A 16,597-nucleotide genomic window follows, 5' to 3' on the forward strand; every position below is an offset into this window, starting at 1 on the left:
CCCCTCAGTCTGTTATGGTGGCGTAATCATTTATTCCGGAAATTTTTATGTGGGTAATATATTAGAATACCGCATGAATAGCTTACGCCCGAAGACCCATCCCCGTTTTGCCAGTGCCATCCCCTCTTTTCTGTGCTTACCGGGTCACGGATCTACCCGGCTCTTGATGACGGTGAAATTTGTCTAATGGATTTTAGCCGCACAAATAATTCATTTACATTATTTGTCACTGTCGTTACTATATCGGCTGTAATTAATGAGGTTATGCCCAAATGGATAGTTCGTTTACGCCCATTGAACAAATGCTTAAATTTCGCGCCAGTCGCTATGCAGATTTCCCGTATCAGGAGATCCTGCTGACCCGTCTCTGCATGCATATGCAGGGCAAGCTGCTGGAAAATCGCAATAAAATGCTGAAAGCTCAAGGGATTAACGAGACGTTATTTATGGCGTTGATTACGCTGGAGTCTCAGGAGAATCACAGCATCCAGCCTTCCGAGCTGAGCTGCGCCCTGGGTTCGTCTCGTACCAATGCAACCCGTATTGCCGATGAGCTGGAAAAACGCGGCTGGATCGAACGCCGTGAAAGCGATAACGACCGCCGTTGTCTGCATCTGCAACTGACCGAGAAAGGTCACGAATTCCTGCGCGAGGTACTTCCACCTCAGCACAACTGTCTGCATCAACTCTGGTCGTCTTTAAGCGGTACCGAGAAAGAGCAGCTCGAGCATATCACCCGCAAGCTTCTCACCCGTCTGGACCAGATGGATGAAGACGGCGCTGTTCTTGAGGCGCTGCGCTAACGCGACGACACGCTCCAAAAATCCAGATTCATAAGAAAACCGACAGGCCAGCACATCATAGTGCTGGCCTTTCTGATAACAGGTCGGCTCAGCCGATGTGAAATAATAAGATCGTGGAGAAAATCATGAGCGCAAATGCGGAGAACACAACCCCGCAGCAACCGGTCAACAACAAGAAAGGCAAACGCAAGCGCGCCCTTCTGCTGCTGACCTTGCTCTTTATTATCATTGCCGTGGCATATGGGATCTATTGGTTTTTAGTACTGCGTCATAGTGAAGAGACGGATGATGCGTACGTGGCAGGGAACCAGGTTCAGATTATGGCGCAGGTGTCGGGCAGCGTGACGAAAGTCTGGGCTGACAATACCGACTTTGTGCAAAAAGGCGACGTGCTGGTGACGCTGGATCCGACCGATGCCCAGCAGGCGTTTGAAAAAGCGCAGACCGGGCTGGCCTCGAGCGTACGTCAGACCCGCCAGCAGATGATCAACAGCAAGCAGCTGCAGGCCAACATCACCGTGCAGAAGACCGCCCTCGCCCAGGCGCAGAGCGACTTTAATCGCCGCGTTCCGCTCGGCACCGCCAATCTGATTGGCCGTGAAGAGCTGCAACATGCCCGCGATGCGGTGGCCAGCGCGCAGGCCCAGCTTGATGTCGCCATCCAGCAGTATAACGCCAACCAGGCGGTGGTGCTGGACACGACCCTCGATCAACAACCTGCGGTGAAACAGGCGGCGACCGAAGTACGCAACGCCTGGCTGGCCCTGGAGCGAACCAAAATTGTCAGCCCGATGACCGGTTACGTATCCCGTCGCTCGGTGCAGCCTGGCGCGCAGATCAGCTCCTCAACCCCGCTGATGGCGGTGGTGCCAGCAACTAACCTGTGGGTGGATGCTAACTTCAAAGAGACGCAGCTGGCGCATATGCGTATCGGCCAGAGCGCGACGGTGGTCAGTGATATCTACGGCGACGAGGTGAAATACACCGGTAAAGTTGTCGGCCTGGATATGGGTACCGGTAGCGCCTTCTCCCTGCTGCCTGCCCAGAACGCCACCGGGAACTGGATCAAAGTGGTTCAGCGTCTGCCGGTGCGTATTGAGCTGGATGAGAAACAGCTGGCGGACCATCCGCTGCGTATTGGCCTCTCCACGCTGGTGACGGTCGATACCGCCAACCGCGACGGTCAGATGCTGGCAAACCAGGCGCGTTCTAACCCGGCCTACGAAAGTAATGCCCGCGAGATCAGCCTTGAGCCGGTGAATAAGCTGATCGATGAGATCGTGAAGGCAAACGCCGGTTAATCCGAAGGTGAGCGTTATGCAGCAGCAAAAACCGCAAAAACCGTTGGAAGGCGCGCAGCTGGTCATCATGACCATTGCGCTATCGCTGGCGACATTCATGCAGGTGCTGGATTCCACCATCGCGAACGTGGCGATCCCGACCATCGCCGGGAACCTTGGCTCATCCCTGAGCCAGGGGACATGGGTGATCACCTCGTTTGGGGTGGCGAATGCCATCTCCATCCCGATTACCGGCTGGCTGGCAAAGCGCGTCGGGGAAGTAAAACTCTTCCTCTGGTCGACCATCGCCTTTGTTATTGCCTCCTGGGCGTGCGGGATGTCCAGCAGCCTGACCATGCTGATCTTCTTCCGCGTGATCCAGGGGATTGTCGCCGGACCGCTGATCCCGCTGTCGCAAAGTCTGCTCCTCAACAACTACCCGCCGGCCAAACGCTCCATCGCGCTGGCGCTGTGGTCGATGACGGTGATCGTCGCCCCGATCTGCGGCCCGATTCTGGGCGGCTATATCAGCGATAACTACCACTGGGGCTGGATCTTCTTTATCAACGTGCCGATTGGCGCGGTGGTGGTATTGCTGACCCTGCAGTCGCTGCGCGGTCGCGAAACCCGCACCGAACAACGGCGTATTGATGGCGTGGGGCTGGCGCTGCTGGTGCTGGGCATCGGCAGCCTGCAGATCATGCTCGACCGCGGGAAAGAGCTGGACTGGTTCGCCTCGCAGGAGATCATCGTCCTGACGGTCGTGGCGGTGGTGGCGCTAAGCTTCCTGATTGTCTGGGAGCTGACGGATGACAACCCGATAGTCGATTTATCGCTGTTTAAGTCGCGCAACTTCACCATAGGCTGTTTGTGTATCAGCCTTGCCTACATGCTCTACTTCGGCGCTATCGTTCTGCTGCCGCAGCTGTTGCAGGAGGTATATGGCTATACCGCCACCTGGGCGGGGCTGGCGTCAGCGCCGGTCGGGGTGATCCCGGTCCTGCTGTCGCCGATCATCGGCCGCTTTGCCCATAAGCTGGATATGCGTCGGCTGGTGACCTTCAGCTTCATTATGTATGCGGTGTGCTTCTACTGGCGCGCCTATACCTTTGAGCCGGGCATGGACTTTGGTGCCTCCGCGTGGCCGCAGTTCATTCAGGGCTTTGCGGTAGCCTGCTTCTTTATGCCACTGACCACCATCACCCTCTCCGGCCTGCCGCCGGAACGGATGGCGGCGGCCTCCAGTCTGTCGAACTTTATGCGTACCCTGGCGGGCTCCATCGGTACCTCGATGACCACCACCATGTGGACCAACCGCGAGTCGCTGCACCATGCGCAGCTGACTGAATCGGTGAACGTGTTCAATCCGCAGGCGCAGGAGGTGTACAGCCAGCTGCAGGGGATGGGCATGACCGAGCAGCAGGCTTCGGGCTGGATAGCGCAGCAGATCACCGCGCAGGGGCTGATCATCTCGGCTAACGAGATTTTCTGGCTATCGGCGGGCGTGTTCATTGTGCTATTAGGGCTAATATGGTTCGCCAAACCGCCATTCGGCGCGGGCGGCGGAGGCGGTGGCGCGCACTAAACGGCTGAAAAGAAAAACGGATCTGCATGCAGATCCGTTTTTTTATGGGAGCGATTAAGCTTACTTAATGCCGATAATTTTAATCGTAATGATCGAGACCGTGCCTGGCGGTACAAAACCGGGAACGCCCGCTTCACCGTAGGCCTGCTTCGCAGGAATATGCAGTTTTGCCTCCCCGCCCAGCCCGAGCTTTTTCACTACCGTCTGGAACAGCGGCGGTAAGTCTTTAACCCGGCTGGCGCGAACCTCTTTACTGGACATCACTTTTCCGGTGCCCAGCACCTCATCAATTTCGGTAATGATCTCATTCTTGCCCGTAACCAGAGGTGCCTCACCCTGCTGAATCACCCGGTAGATGGCGCCATCCGGCAGTCGCTTGGCCCCCTTCTCATTCGCCGCCTTAGTCATGATCGCTTTACTCTGCTTTTCATTTTCGCTTTGCGTCGCGACAAACTGCTTTTTCTGTACCTGGTCCAGCGCGGCCAGCTCCTTCGAAAGCGCAGCGGGTGTCAGCTGGAGCTTATTATTTACCTTATCGTCAAAGCCCTGCATAAAGGCGTTGAGATCGAGTTTTTTGTTCAGCCCGTCGAGCTTGCTCTTCTCACGCCCTGCCGCATCGCCATACCAGGTGCCAATGGCGTAGCTGGTCAGGGTATCTTTTGCCGCAGCTTTATCGATCTTCATCCGCTGCTTATCCGCGCCCTCTTTTGCAGGTGCAGACTGGCTCTCTTTCAGCTTCTGGTTTTCGGCTGTCAGCGTTGCCAGAGAGGCGCTTTGCGTTTTCTGCTGCTCCTCAAGCGAGGCTTTTTGCGTCTGGAGCAGAGCCAGCTGCTTTTTCAGCTCCGCCGTCTCTTTCCCGGCGGTAGCCAGCTGGGTGACCAGCGCACCGCTTTTGTCTTTCTCGCTGCCCACGTTATTTTTCTGAAGCGCCAAGAGGGATTCCTGTGAAGCGATGACTTTTTTGGCGTCCTCCAGCTGGTTCTGGGCAATATCGACCTTGAACTTCTCGCTTTTAAGCTGTTTTTCCTGCTCAGCCATCCGGGTTTCCAGAGTGGCTTTTTGCAGGTTTAGCGCCGACAGCTGGGATTTTAAGGCATCAACCTCTTTCACCGCGCCGCTGCTCTTGTCACTGCTGGTTTTGAGGGTGGCGAGCTGTGCGTCCAGCGCATTCTTTTGCGTTTGCAGATCGGCCAGCGCTTTGGTCAGGGTGATGTTTTTCTCGCGGGTCTCTTGCAGCCCCGCCAGCTCTGTTTCCAGCGCCTTTTTCTGCGTCTGCAGGTCAGCCATCTCCTTCGCCAGCGAGTCGCTTTTCTCATTGGCCGCTTTCAGCGCGGCCAGCTGGGTATCCAGCACCTTCTTCTGGGCCTGCAGGTCGGTCAGCTCTTTGGTCAGAGCCGCGTTTTTCGCACTGGCCTCTTTCAGGGAGGCCAACTGAGTATCCAGCGCTTTCTTCTGCGTCTGCAGGCCGGTCAGCTCCTGAAGCAGCTTCTCTTTGTCGCTTCCGGCGCTGCTTTTCTGCGCGGCCAGCTGGGACTCCTGCGAAGCGATGACTTTTTTGGCGTCCTCAAGCTGGTTCTGGGCAATCTCAGACTTTGTCTTTTCGCTGCTGAACACTTTTTCCTGTTCGGCCAGCCGGGTTTCCAGGGTGGCTTTTTGCAGATTCAGCGCTGACAGCTGGGCTTTTAAGGCGTCGAGCTCTTTCGCCACGTCGATGGCCTGGGCGTTGTTCGCCTTGAGAGCGCTCAACTGCGTATCCAGCGCATTTTTCTGTACCTGCAGCTCGCTCAGGGCTTTAGTCAGTTCGGCGCGTTGTACGTTGGCGTTACGCAGTTGCTCTGCCAGTTCGGCATATTTTTGTTGATCGACGCCAGCTGGCTTCGGCAACGTCGCGATAAGGCTTTCGACAGCAAGTTTTTGTGCGCTGCCTTCCGGCTGTGATTTAAGTCGGGCGATTGCCTGCTCCTTTTCCGCGACGCGCTCCTTCTCGTGGGCAACAGCCTGTTCCAGTAACGACTTTTCGCTTTCTACCGCGCTCAGCTGTTTATCTAATCCGGTAATGGTGGCATTAGCCTGGCGAAGCGCCTCGGTGAGGCGGGAAAGTTTGGCCTGGTCTACTGCAATGGCTTTGTCTTTTTTATCGGGCACGGCACGCGCCGACGGGCGGGCGGGCTCTGCTTTCGGCGGCGCCGCGTCCGGGGGATTCGTGTTGGCTTCTGAGGCAATGAAAGGATTGGTTGAACCGTTGCCGATAATTTTTTCGTTATTTAAACGTTCCAACAAATCCGTTCCGGCTGAAAATGCTTTTCCACCCGATAATAACAATCCGCAGTACAATGCTGCGCTAAAGTATTTATTCATAACTTATTCATTTCATTGGCACGGTTCATCATGTTGGTATAAACCGTATTACGAATCCTTACGCATACCAGCGACAGTTTTTTATTAATTTCGGTCAGCATAACTTCTGAAGCGTTATCATCAACCAGAGATTTATTCGATTCGTAAATTTTATAGTTTTTATTAATATTATCAAATTGCTTACGATAGGACTCATATGCCGCCGGATCGAGCTTTTGCAGCGCGGAGAACTCCTGGTAGCACTGCACCTCCTGCTTGCGCTCAGCGGGCGCTTTGGCGATCGGCGTTGTAACGGGTTTAGAGCTGCAGGCAGACAGGAGAAGAGCGGAAAAAAGAATCGCGGTGCCAGTCAAATAAACTTTCATAAATCCCTCTGAATTATTATCTATTCCATGAAATATTAACGCATCTATAATTACAGTGAATGAGCGCCAACATATCATCCATAGATATAATATATATAAATAACTATCATGCGTTGATTGCAATAATAGAGAGAAAGAGAAGGATGCACAACGAGAGATAGGCTTTTAGGAATTTATAAAGAAACTAATATTACCCGGCACACTCCTTGCTGAGGGCCGGGTAATTTTCTAGATGTGCAGTTCCTGCAGTTTATCTTTAGGCAGCGCCAGCTCTTCGTTGCTGTTAACGCGAACGTCACGCTCAAGAATATGACGAGCAATCTCCTGGGCTTCTTCCAGAGAGTGCATCTGGTATGTACCGCACTGGTAAACGTTCAGCTCAGGGATCTGGTTCTGCTCTTTTACCTTGAGCACGTCTTCCATCGCAGCTTTCCACGCATCTGCGACGCGTTTCTCTTCAGGCACGCCAATCAGGCTCATGTAGAAACCGGTACGGCAACCCATTGGGGAGATATCAATGATCTCAACGCCGTTGCCGTTCAGGTGATCGCGCATGAAACCGGCAAACAGGTGCTCCAGAGTGTGAATACCTTTTTCCGGCATCACTTCTTTGTTAGGTACGCAGAAACGCAGGTCGAAAACGGTGATCGTGTCGCCGTGCGGGGTATGCATGGTCTTCGCAACGCGTACAGCTGGTGCTTCCATACGGGTATGGTCGACAGTAAAGCTATCTAATAACGGCATACGTCACCTCCGATAGTGATTTTTTTTTAAAAAAAATGAACTCTTCTTTTCAACGCGAGTCTGAGTATATGAAAGACGCGCATTTGTTATCATCATCCCTGTTCTTCAGAGATGTTATTTTGGCCACAGAGATGTGGCCTTTTTCTTTTCTGTCAGGCCTGTTTCGCCAGGAAATCGGCAAACGACTCGGTATCCGCCGCTTCAATCTCTCTCTGACGCACCACTGACGCGTCGCGCTCCGCCGCAAAATCGGCTTCGCTTAACACCTCCAGCGGCTCCTGCTGCAGCATATCGCGATACTCTGCCGCCAGCGCACGACCTGTACCGCCAATCCCCTGATCAATCATAGAACGCAGAATGCGCGCCGAGAATGTCAGCTCAGGATTATCAAAGCTTTCGACCAGCCGATCGCAAACCTGCTGATACTCTTCCCCACCGTAAACGCTGTCCAGCGTGTGGGCGACGCGCTTCAGATCGCGGAACAGATCTTTACCCACCTGCTGTAACGGGAACTGCGCCGTCTGGCAACCGATGCCCAGCGTCAGGCCAGGTTTGCGCCCTTCGATGATCACCCGGTTCCAGTTGGTGCGGGTGCAGAGCAGTTCGTCAGCGCTCATTTCTGGCGCATCCGCCAGTACGCACCAGACCATAAACAGATCGAGGAAGCGTACCTGCTGCTCATCCACACCAATCGGTGAGAACGGGTTGATATCCAGGGAGCGCACTTCGATGTACTCAATACCGCCGCGTTGCAGAGCATCTGACGGCGTCTCGCCGCTGCGGGTGACACGTTTTGGACGGATCGGCGCGTAAAGTTCGTTCTCAATCTGCAAAACGTTAGTGTTGATTTGCAGCCGCTTACCGTCTTTCTCGAGCCCGATTTCGTCGTACGCTTCCGACGGCGTTTTGATCGCCCGCTTCAATCCTGCCACATACTCGTGCAATTCGTTAAAGGTAATTCCGAGATTGCTTTGCGACTTATTGGTATAACCCAGATCGCTGAGGCGCAGGGAGGTCGCGTACGGCAGGTAATACATGCCGCAATCGGTCTTCTCGAACGGCAACGTGGTCGGTTTGCCCTGCAGGAATGAGGAGCAAATCGCCGGCGATGCGCCGAACAGATACGGAATGACCCAGCCAAAGCGATAATAGTTACGGATCAGGCGGAAGTAGCCCGCAGAGATCGCCTCTTTGTCCGTCTCGCCGCACTTCGCCTGCCAGAATGCCATCGGCAGTGAGAAGTTATAATGCACGCCAGAAATCGTCTGCATCAGCGCGCCGTAGCGGTTTTTCAGCCCTTCGCGATAGAGCGTTTTCAGACGACCAATATTTGACGTGCCGTACTGCGCAAGTTCAATGTCCTGGCCCTGCTCAATATAGCAAGGCATGCTGAGTGGCCACATACGCTCATCACCCAGATTGCGGGCGCTGTAGCGGTGAATATCACGCATAATCTTCAGCATGTGGTCAATATCGCCATCGACCGGGGTGATGAACTCAAGCAGCGCTTCAGCGAAATCAGTCGTGATCCACTTATGGGTCAGCGCTGAACCCAACGCCTCTGGATGGCCCGTCGTTGCAAGACTGCCATCCGCGTTAACGCGCAGCGTTTCGCGCTCAAGACCACGCTGAATACCCTTCAGAGCCTGAGGGTGGTTTTCCAGCCAGGCCAGTGCCTGTGATACGTCCGGGATCAATTCGACCTCCCGCCTGTCAAAATCATTTTATTTAGCATAATTGTAATGGTTCATGGTCACAAACAGTCCAATTAGTGCCACCACGTCATGCCCTGTAAAGTCACAACCGCCACGAGAACGTAGCGCAGCGCCTTGCCGAGGCATAAAAAAAAGAGCACGGGCCCCCAGGAGATGCGCATCCATCCCGCCAGCAGGCACAGTAAATCACCGATTACCGGCATCCAGCTTAGTAAAAGCGTGGCAGCCCCATAGCGTTTTAGCCAGCCGACTGCCTTTTCCTGCCAGCGCGATGTTTTGCGTAGCGGAAAGAATCGCCCAAGAATAACGTTAGTCAGCCCTCCAAAGCTATTACCCATTGTTGCTATTAACACGAGCAACCAGGGCTGACTTACGTCGGACAACAGCATCGCCACTAGTACCACTTCCGAATTTCCCGGCAGGAGAGTGGCGCTTAAAAAACTGCTGGCGAAGAGTGAGGTCAGTGACAGCAGGTCACTCACAGTAAGCGAACGTCCACCGCATCCATGCCGGCAGCGTGCGCTGCCTGAATGCCGAAGTCGGCATCTTCAAATACGACGCACCTGGCAGCGGGCACACCCATAAGCTCTGCGCACAGCAGAAAGGTGTCCGGGGCGGGCTTGTGGTTTTTAACATGATCGGCGGCGACAACGGCAGAAAAATAGTGGCGCAGGCCAAGATGGTTGAGCAGTGCCTCTGCGATCGCGCTCTCACTGCCCGTCCCGACCGACATCGGACGACGTCCGTGCCACTCTTTTACCACTTCAATTAATGGCAAAGGGCGCACGGTGTCTAACAGCATCGCTTTTACCGCATCGGTTTTTTCACGCGCGAGCAGATGGGGGTCGAGATCGGCCTGATTCAGTTCAATCACGGCCTGCGCAATACGCCAGGTGGGGGATCCGTTGAGGGCAATCATCGCCTGTAAGTCGAAACGCATTCCGTAACGGCCGAGGACATCAGTCCAGGCTTTACGATGCGTTGGCTCGGTGTCCAGGATGGTGCCATCCATATCGAAGATCAAACCGTCATACTGTGCGTACATCGTGCTCTCGCAGAAGGATTACAAAACGTTACTTTATCGTAAACAAGGAGTTTTGTCGCTGACAGAGAAGATGATTGCTGACGGAACGTCGAAGGAATAAACAATGAGGGAGAAGATGGTGCATCCGGGAGGATTCGAACCTCCGACCGCTCGGTTCGTAGCCGAGTACTCTATCCAGCTGAGCTACGGATGCATCAGGGCACTTCTTTAGAAAATAGTAAATGGTGCATCCGGGAGGATTCGAACCTCCGACCGCTCGGTTCGTAGCCGAGTACTCTATCCAGCTGAGCTACGGATGCATCGGGATTTACTGCTGTTACTGCTGATACTCAGTATTGCTTCATAAGCAACACAAAGTAAAAGATGGTGCATCCGGGAGGATTCGAACCTCCGACCGCTCGGTTCGTAGCCGAGTACTCTATCCAGCTGAGCTACGGATGCATCAGGATTTACTACTGTACTACTCGATACTCATATCACTTCTAAAGCAATATGAAGTAATAGATGGTGCATCCGGGAGTATTACTCGGCTGCGCCTCGCCCTACGGGTCGTTGCTAAAGCAACGCTATCCTCCCTGGTGCTCGCGATTATCTCGCAGAACATGAAACAACAGTTTAACTGCTATCTCGGAGAATATGGTGCATCCGGGAGGATTCGAACCTCCGACCGCTCGGTTCGTAGCCGAGTACTCTATCCAGCTGAGCTACGGATGCAAAATGGCGGTGAGGCGGGGATTCGAACCCCGGATGCAGCTTTTGACCGCATACTCCCTTAGCAGGGGAGCGCCTTCAGCCTCTCGGCCACCTCACCACACAACGCCTCTTTCGAGTGCTTCGAGTAACTCGTTAAGAGCTTCTCGTCGCTGCGTGGCGCATATATTACTTTCTGGGACTTATAAGTCAAACAATTTTCCACAAGCTTTTATCGTTTGCACAAATCACAGGCAATTCGCATGTAAAACCCGCAAAGAGGGTGTTTTATAAACGGATTTTGCAGGCCTGCTGGCAGTTATGTAGGGGTATAAAAGGGATGTCGGACAGAGAAAGGGTGTGACAGAAGGTTAAAAAGAGAGCAATTGAAATCGAACGGTAACTTTTGACAAGGAATATATCAGGAGGGTTGCGTCTCGCCAGACAGCGAGACGCGATAATATCAGTAACTGGACTGCTGGGATTTTTCAGCCTGGATACGCTGGTAGATCTCTTCACGATGAACAGAGACTTCTTTAGGGGCGTTCACACCAATACGTACCTGGTTGCCCTTTACCCCTAAAACTGTCACGGTGACCTCATCCCCAATCATGAGGGTCTCACCAACTCGACGAGTCAGAATCAGCATTCTTTGCTCCTTGAAAGATTAAAAGAGTCGGGTCTCTTGTATCCCGGCATTATCCATCATATAACGCCAAAAAGTAAGCGATGACAAACACGTAATGTGTAGGTAGTCACGGCATCACAATCTGTTAAACGTAAGTTTAGCCGATATACACAAACTCAACCTGACTTTATCATTATCGATAGCGTAGAGCGCAGTACGCCATAACGTTGTCGTTATGGCGTCTGTGTACGCTTTGTAATTATTACAGTTTAGAACTTACCCAGCTTTCAACACTGGCCAGCGCCGCTGGAAGGGCTGCTGCGTCTGTACCACCGGCTTGCGCCATGTCCGGACGACCACCGCCTTTACCGCCCACTTGCTGAGCGACCATACCAATCAGTTCCCCTGCTTTCACACGATCGATCACGTCCTTAGATACGCCCGCAATCAGAGAAACCTTACCTTCCGCTACCGTTGCCAGAACGATGATGGTTGAACCGAGCTGGTTCTTCAGATCGTCGACCATGGTACGAAGCATTTTCGGCTCAACACCAGCCAGTTCGCTGACCAGCAGTTTGACGCCGTTAATCTCAACCGCTTTGCTGGAGAGGTTTGCGCTCTCGGCAACGGCGGCCTGTTCTTTCAGCTGCTGCAGCTCTTTTTCCAGCTGACGGGTACGTTCCATCACGCTGCGCACTTTCTCGCCCAGGTTCTGGCTGTCGCCCTTCAGCAGCTGCGCGATGTCGTGCAACTGATCGCTCTCTGCATGCAGGAGCGCAATCGCGCCTTCGCCGGTGACCGCTTCGATACGACGCACGCCTGCCGCCGTACCGGATTCGGACACAATGCGGAACAGACCGATGTCACCCGTACGGCTGGCGTGCGTACCGCCACAGAGTTCGGTGGAGAAATCGCCCATGCTCAGTACGCGTACACGTTCGTCATACTTCTCACCGAACAGGGCCATTGCGCCTTTGTTCTTCGCCGCGTCGAGATCCATGATGTTGGTTTCGATCGGCAGGTTACGACGGATCTGGGCATTCACCAGATCTTCCACCGCACGGATTTCCGCCGGTTTCATCGCTTCGAAATGGGAGAAGTCAAAGCGCAGCACTTTGTCGTTTACCAGCGAGCCTTTCTGCGCAACGTGCGTGCCCAGAACCTGGCGCAGCGCGGCGTGCATCAGGTGCGTCGCGGAGTGGTTCAGACGGATACGTGCGCGGCGTGCTTCGTCAACGATAGCCTGAACGCCCTCGCCCACTTTCAGCATGCCGGATGCCAGCGTACCCTGGTGGCCGATCGCCTGACCGTATTTCTGCGTGTCGTTCACGGTAAAGCTGAAATCACTGCCCTTCAGCTCGCCTTTATCGCCAACCTGGCCGCCTGATTCTGCGTAGAACGGGGTTTTGTCCAGAACCACAACCGCAGCCTGGCCTGCGCTGATGCTGTCCACGGCTTTGCCGTCAACAAACAGGGCAGTCACTTTGCCGTTGGTTTCGAGATGCTCGTAACCTTCGAATTCGCTGCTGCCATCAACGCGGATCATCGCGTTGTAGTCGGCACCAAAACCGCTGGACTCACGCGCGCGGCGGCGCTGCTCTTCCATGGCGGCTTCGAAGCCCGCTTCGTCAACTTTAATGTTGCGCTCGCGGCAGACGTCAGCCGTCAGGTCAACCGGGAAGCCATAGGTGTCGTACAGACGGAAGGCGGTTTCGCCATCCAGGGTATCGCCTTTCAGCTTCGACAGTTCGTCGTCCAGCAGGGCAAGACCACGTTCCAGAGTACGGGCAAACTGCTCTTCTTCGGTTTTCAGAACCTGTTCAACCTGCGCCTGCTGACGTTTCAGTTCGTCGCCAGCTGCGCCCATCACGCCAACCAGTGGCCCAACGAGTTTGTAGAAGAAGGTGTCCTTCGCGCCCAGCATGTTGCCGTGACGGATAGCACGACGAATGATACGGCGCAGCACGTAGCCACGGTTTTCATTCGACGGGATCACGCCGTCAGCAATCAGGAAGGCACAGGAACGGATGTGGTCGGCAATAACGCGCAGGGATTTGTTGCTCAGGTCGGTTGCGCCGGTCACTTCGGCAACAGACTTAATCAGGGTGCTGAACAGATCGATGTCGTAGTTGGAGTTGACGTGTTGCAGTACTGCGGCAATACGCTCCAGACCCATACCGGTATCCACGGATGGCTTAGGCAGCGGCTCCATGGTGCCGTCGATCTGACGGTTGAACTGCATGAAGACGATGTTCCAGATCTCAATGTAACGGTCGCCGTCTTCTTCTGCACTGCCCGGAGGGCCGCCCCAGATGTGATCGCCATGATCGTAGAAGATTTCGGTACACGGACCGCATGGGCCGGTGTCACCCATCTGCCAGAAGTTGTCAGACGCGTACGGAGCGCCTTTGTTATCGCCGATGCGAATAATACGTTCGCGCGGGATACCCACTTCTTTTTCCCAGATCTCATAGGCTTCGTCATCGGTTTCGTAGACGGTAACCCACAGACGCTCTTTCGGCAGGTTGAACCAGTTTTCACCGGTCAGCAGTTCCCATGCGTACTGGATAGCGTCATGTTTGAAATAGTCGCCGAAGCTGAAGTTACCCAGCATTTCGAAGAAGGTGTGGTGACGTGCGGTGTAACCGACGTTTTCCAGATCGTTATGTTTACCGCCCGCACGCACGCAGCGCTGCGAGGTGGTTGCGCGAGAATAATTACGCTTGTCGAGACCCAGGAAGACATCCTTGAACTGGTTCATCCCGGCGTTGGTAAACAGTAAAGTTGGATCGTTGTTCGGTACCAGGGAGCTGCTGGCAACAACCTGGTGTCCCTTACTATGGAAAAAATCGAGAAACGCCTGTCGGATCTCAGCGGTGCTCTTGCTCATAATTATCCTGAAATCAAGCTAACGAAATGTCACAGCCGGTCACTACACAACATTTGTTGGACGGACCAGCTACTGAAAAAAGTGGGAATAAGATAAGTTTTCTTTAAAGGGAAGTAAAATCCCGCATGCGTTCAATCGGTAAAATTACGCCAGATATCCTGAATATCCTCCATCAGGAAGCCGCGATAAAGCAAAAAGCGCTGGATTTTGACTTTTTCTGAAAAATCACGCGGCAAAGGTTCCCCATACTTCCGCACGGCCTGTTCCCGCGCCAGCTCGCACCAGTCAATCTCGCATTCACGCATCGCCTTTTCGCTGGTTTCACGCGGGATACCTTTTTGATTAAGCTCCTGGCGGATGCGCGCCGGACCGTAGCCTTTCCGGCTGCGGCTGGCGATGAAGCGTGAGACAAAACGGGTATCGTCCAGATAGCTGTGCTCATAGCACCAGGCAACGACCCGATCGTAATCTTCTGCCGTGGCATCGATAGCCTCTGGCCCGTTTTTGCTCATTACCGGCGCGGCGAGTTTGCGGCGCAGTTCCTGCTCGCTGTGGTCACGAACAGCAAGAATGCGTACCGCCCGATCCAGCAGACGGTTATAAGCCGGACGACGTGCTGTGGATTCATTCATAGATAAACCTGCTGCAATAAAAGCAAAAATTAAAAAGCAAAAAGGGCCGCACTAAGCGACCCTTGTTTATTACATCTGTTTATCAGAAATCTTCGTTGGTTTCTTCAACACCTTCGCCATCAACAGCGAACTGCGGTTTAGAATCCTGGTTGCTGAGCAGAAGCTCACGCACCTTCTTCTCGATCTCTTTAGCTGCCGCCGGGTTCTCTTTCAGCCAGGAGATAGCATTCGCTTTACCCTGACCAATCTTGTCGCCGTTGTAGCTGTACCAGGCGCCCGCTTTTTCAATCAGCTTCTCTTTCACGCCCAGGTCAACCAGTTCGCCGTAGAAGTTGATACCTTCGCCGTAGAGGATCTGGAATTCAGCCTGTTTAAACGGTGCAGCAATCTTGTTCTTCACAACCTTCACGCGGGTTTCGCTACCCACCACGTTCTCACCGTCTTTCACGGCACCGATACGGCGGATATCCAGACGCACGGAGGCGTAGAACTTCAGCGCGTTACCACCGGTGGTGGTTTCCGGGTTACCGAACATCACACCAATCTTCATACGGATCTGGTTGATGAAGATCAGCAGCGTGTTGGACTGCTTCAGGTTACCGGCCAGCTTACGCATCGCCTGGCTCATCATACGTGCCGCGAGGCCCATGTGAGAGTCACCGATTTCACCTTCGATTTCTGCTTTTGGCGTCAGTGCTGCAACGGAGTCGACGATGATTACGTCTACTGCGCCAGAGCGCGCCAGCGCGTCACAGATTTCTAGTGCCTGCTCACCGGTATCCGGCTGGGAGCAGAGCAGGTTGTCGATATCAACACCCAGTTTACGTGCGTAGACCGGATCCAGCGCGTGCTCAGCATCGATAAAGGCACAGGTTTTTCCTTCGCGCTGTGCAGCCGCCACAACCTGTAAGGTCAGGGTGGTTTTACCGGAGGATTCTGGCCCGTAGATCTCTACGATACGACCCATAGGCAGGCCGCCAGCACCCAGTGCAATATCCAGAGAAAGCGAACCGGTGGAGATAGTTTCTACATCCATGGAACGATCTTCACCCAGGCGCATGATGGAACCTTTACCGAATTGCTTTTCGATCTGGCCCAGTGCTGCCGCCAACGCTTTCTGTTTGTTTTCGTCGATAGCCATTTTTTCCTCTCATGCCGGGTGAAACAACTGCGCTTCACCTTGGATTTCTGTTCTGTTGCAGCAATTATACTGTATGCTCATACAGTATCAAGTGTTTTGTAGAAATTGTTGCCAGAGCGTTTTTAACGCATAAACGGTAGCCTGACGACGCACGCTTTCGCGGTCGCCGCTGAAGCATTCCCGACGGGTAACGCCCTCGCCCTGCGCCGTCGCAAAGCCAAACCAGACCGTCCCGACAGGCTTTTCCGCGCTGCCGCCGTCCGGCCCGGCGATGCCACTAATAGAGATAGCATAGTCCGCCCGGGCGGCACGCAGGGCGCCAATCGCCATCTCAATGACGACCGGTTCGCTGACCGCGCCATGTTCGATGAGGGTGGGTTCACGCACGCCAATCATCTGCGCTTTTGCTTCATTACTGTAGGTGACAAACCCGCGTTCAAACCAGGCGGAACTGCCGGCAATATCGGTGATGGCTTTTGCCACCCACCCGCCGGTACAGGACTCCGCCGTAGTGACCGTCGCACCGCGCTGTTTCAGCGCCTGCCCTACCCTCTCACTGAGCTGCATCAATTCATGGTCAGTCATAGCGTTTTGACTCCTTAAAAACGTGCAGCACAAGATAGCACTTTAGTCGGTAGATATGAGGGTGAGGTGAAGGTTTTACGAGGGCGCTTCAGAAAAAAAATTAAGCAGGCCGAGCGGTTAAGAATAAAAAGTGAGT

Annotated in this window: 14 protein-coding genes and 5 tRNA genes; 3 read left to right on the forward strand and 16 right to left on the reverse strand. The window is 54.0% G+C overall.

The features are described 5' to 3' along the window. The first annotated feature begins 272 nt into the window (after positions 1-272). The 3 genes from mprA to emrB all read left to right on the forward strand — a co-directional run bounded on the left by mprA (position 273) and on the right by emrB (position 3,668). On the forward strand, positions 273-803 hold the full coding sequence (mprA, locus tag ACP4QI_RS17460; RefSeq protein ID WP_032613564.1) for a transcriptional repressor MprA: 531 nt from the start codon (positions 273-275) through the stop codon (positions 801-803). 125 nt (positions 804-928) lie between these two features. Then, positions 929-2,104 carry a multidrug efflux MFS transporter periplasmic adaptor subunit EmrA gene (gene emrA, locus ACP4QI_RS17465; protein WP_156264505.1) on the forward strand — a complete coding sequence of 392 codons (1,176 nt, stop codon included), beginning with the start codon at positions 929-931 and terminating at the stop codon, positions 2,102-2,104. A 16-nt stretch (positions 2,105-2,120) separates the two neighbouring features. Further along, entirely contained in the window at positions 2,121-3,668 is a 1,548-nt protein-coding gene (emrB, locus tag ACP4QI_RS17470; RefSeq protein ID WP_142486879.1) for a multidrug efflux MFS transporter permease subunit EmrB, read from the forward strand. Between the two features lie 60 nt (positions 3,669-3,728). Here emrB and ACP4QI_RS17475 read toward each other — a convergent pair whose 3' ends face one another. From ACP4QI_RS17475 to pncC, 16 genes are all read right to left on the reverse strand, one after another. Beyond that, complete coding sequence (locus tag ACP4QI_RS17475) at positions 3,729-5,948, reverse strand: FKBP-type peptidyl-prolyl cis-trans isomerase N-terminal domain-containing protein (protein WP_426495668.1); 2,220 nt, start codon at positions 5,946-5,948, stop codon at positions 3,729-3,731. Between the two features lie 74 nt (positions 5,949-6,022). Then, on the reverse strand, positions 6,023-6,391 hold the full coding sequence (locus ACP4QI_RS17480; protein WP_142486881.1) for a hypothetical protein: 369 nt from the start codon (positions 6,389-6,391) through the stop codon (positions 6,023-6,025). 228 nt (positions 6,392-6,619) lie between these two features. Continuing rightward, positions 6,620-7,135: an S-ribosylhomocysteine lyase gene (luxS, locus tag ACP4QI_RS17485; protein WP_142486882.1), complete on the reverse strand. Its 516-nt coding sequence runs from the start codon at positions 7,133-7,135 to the stop codon at positions 6,620-6,622. A gap of 152 nt (positions 7,136-7,287) precedes the next feature. After that, positions 7,288-8,832 (reverse strand): glutamate--cysteine ligase, encoded by a 1,545-nt coding sequence (gene gshA, locus ACP4QI_RS17490; RefSeq protein ID WP_426495669.1) that lies wholly within the window; start codon positions 8,830-8,832, stop codon positions 7,288-7,290. Between the two features lie 71 nt (positions 8,833-8,903). Then, positions 8,904-9,332, reverse strand: a complete 429-nt coding sequence (locus tag ACP4QI_RS17495; protein WP_142486884.1) for a YqaA family protein — start codon at positions 9,330-9,332, stop codon at positions 8,904-8,906. Continuing rightward, positions 9,329-9,895, reverse strand: a complete 567-nt coding sequence (gene yqaB, locus ACP4QI_RS17500; protein WP_156264508.1) for a fructose-1-phosphate/6-phosphogluconate phosphatase — start codon at positions 9,893-9,895, stop codon at positions 9,329-9,331. The genes ACP4QI_RS17495 and yqaB overlap by 4 nt, the downstream gene beginning before the upstream one ends. A gap of 116 nt (positions 9,896-10,011) precedes the next feature. Further along, positions 10,012-10,088 (reverse strand) — tRNA-Arg (locus tag ACP4QI_RS17505). 29 nt (positions 10,089-10,117) lie between these two features. After that, positions 10,118-10,194: transfer RNA gene (locus ACP4QI_RS17510), tRNA-Arg, on the reverse strand. Positions 10,195-10,259: 65 nt separating this feature from the next. Next, positions 10,260-10,336 (reverse strand) — tRNA-Arg (locus ACP4QI_RS17515). A gap of 196 nt (positions 10,337-10,532) precedes the next feature. Then, positions 10,533-10,609, reverse strand: a tRNA-Arg gene (locus ACP4QI_RS17520). A gap of 4 nt (positions 10,610-10,613) precedes the next feature. Continuing rightward, a tRNA-Ser gene (locus tag ACP4QI_RS17525) sits at positions 10,614-10,706 on the reverse strand. A gap of 342 nt (positions 10,707-11,048) precedes the next feature. Then, on the reverse strand, positions 11,049-11,234 hold the full coding sequence (gene csrA, locus ACP4QI_RS17530) for a carbon storage regulator CsrA (RefSeq protein WP_000906486.1): 186 nt from the start codon (positions 11,232-11,234) through the stop codon (positions 11,049-11,051). 241 nt (positions 11,235-11,475) lie between these two features. After that, complete coding sequence (gene alaS / locus ACP4QI_RS17535) at positions 11,476-14,103, reverse strand: alanine--tRNA ligase (RefSeq protein ID WP_142486886.1); 2,628 nt, start codon at positions 14,101-14,103, stop codon at positions 11,476-11,478. Positions 14,104-14,234: 131 nt separating this feature from the next. Further along, a complete protein-coding gene (gene recX / locus ACP4QI_RS17540; RefSeq protein WP_285128449.1) occupies positions 14,235-14,735 on the reverse strand; it encodes a recombination regulator RecX in 501 nt (166 codons plus the stop codon). Positions 14,736-14,817: 82 nt separating this feature from the next. Then, complete coding sequence (recA, locus tag ACP4QI_RS17545) at positions 14,818-15,876, reverse strand: recombinase RecA (protein WP_142486888.1); 1,059 nt, start codon at positions 15,874-15,876, stop codon at positions 14,818-14,820. Positions 15,877-15,963: 87 nt separating this feature from the next. Further along, positions 15,964-16,461, reverse strand: coding sequence for a nicotinamide-nucleotide amidase (pncC, locus tag ACP4QI_RS17550; protein WP_142486889.1), 498 nt, complete (start codon positions 16,459-16,461; stop codon positions 15,964-15,966). Positions 16,462-16,597 lie beyond the last annotated feature (136 nt).

This window comes from Leclercia sp. TB492 (assembly GCF_049974505.2).
Lineage (GTDB): Bacteria > Pseudomonadota > Gammaproteobacteria > Enterobacterales > Enterobacteriaceae > Enterobacter > Enterobacter adecarboxylatus_C.

Coding starts and splice junctions, on each gene's coding strand:
- mprA (WP_032613564.1), top strand. CDS start 273: ATGGATAGTTCGTTTACGCCCATTGAACAAATGCTTAAATTTCGCGCC.
- emrA (WP_156264505.1), top strand. CDS start 929: ATGAGCGCAAATGCGGAGAACACAACCCCGCAGCAACCGGTCAACAAC.
- emrB (WP_142486879.1), top strand. CDS start 2,121: ATGCAGCAGCAAAAACCGCAAAAACCGTTGGAAGGCGCGCAGCTGGTC.
- ACP4QI_RS17480 (WP_142486881.1), bottom strand. CDS start 6,391: ATGAAAGTTTATTTGACTGGCACCGCGATTCTTTTTTCCGCTCTTCTC.
- luxS (WP_142486882.1), bottom strand. CDS start 7,135: ATGCCGTTATTAGATAGCTTTACTGTCGACCATACCCGTATGGAAGCA.
- yqaB (WP_156264508.1), bottom strand. CDS start 9,895: ATGTACGCACAGTATGACGGTTTGATCTTCGATATGGATGGCACCATC.
- csrA (WP_000906486.1), bottom strand. CDS start 11,234: ATGCTGATTCTGACTCGTCGAGTTGGTGAGACCCTCATGATTGGGGAT.
- alaS (WP_142486886.1), bottom strand. CDS start 14,103: ATGAGCAAGAGCACCGCTGAGATCCGACAGGCGTTTCTCGATTTTTTC.
- recX (WP_285128449.1), bottom strand. CDS start 14,735: ATGAATGAATCCACAGCACGTCGTCCGGCTTATAACCGTCTGCTGGAT.
- recA (WP_142486888.1), bottom strand. CDS start 15,876: ATGGCTATCGACGAAAACAAACAGAAAGCGTTGGCGGCAGCACTGGGC.
- pncC (WP_142486889.1), bottom strand. CDS start 16,461: ATGACTGACCATGAATTGATGCAGCTCAGTGAGAGGGTAGGGCAGGCG.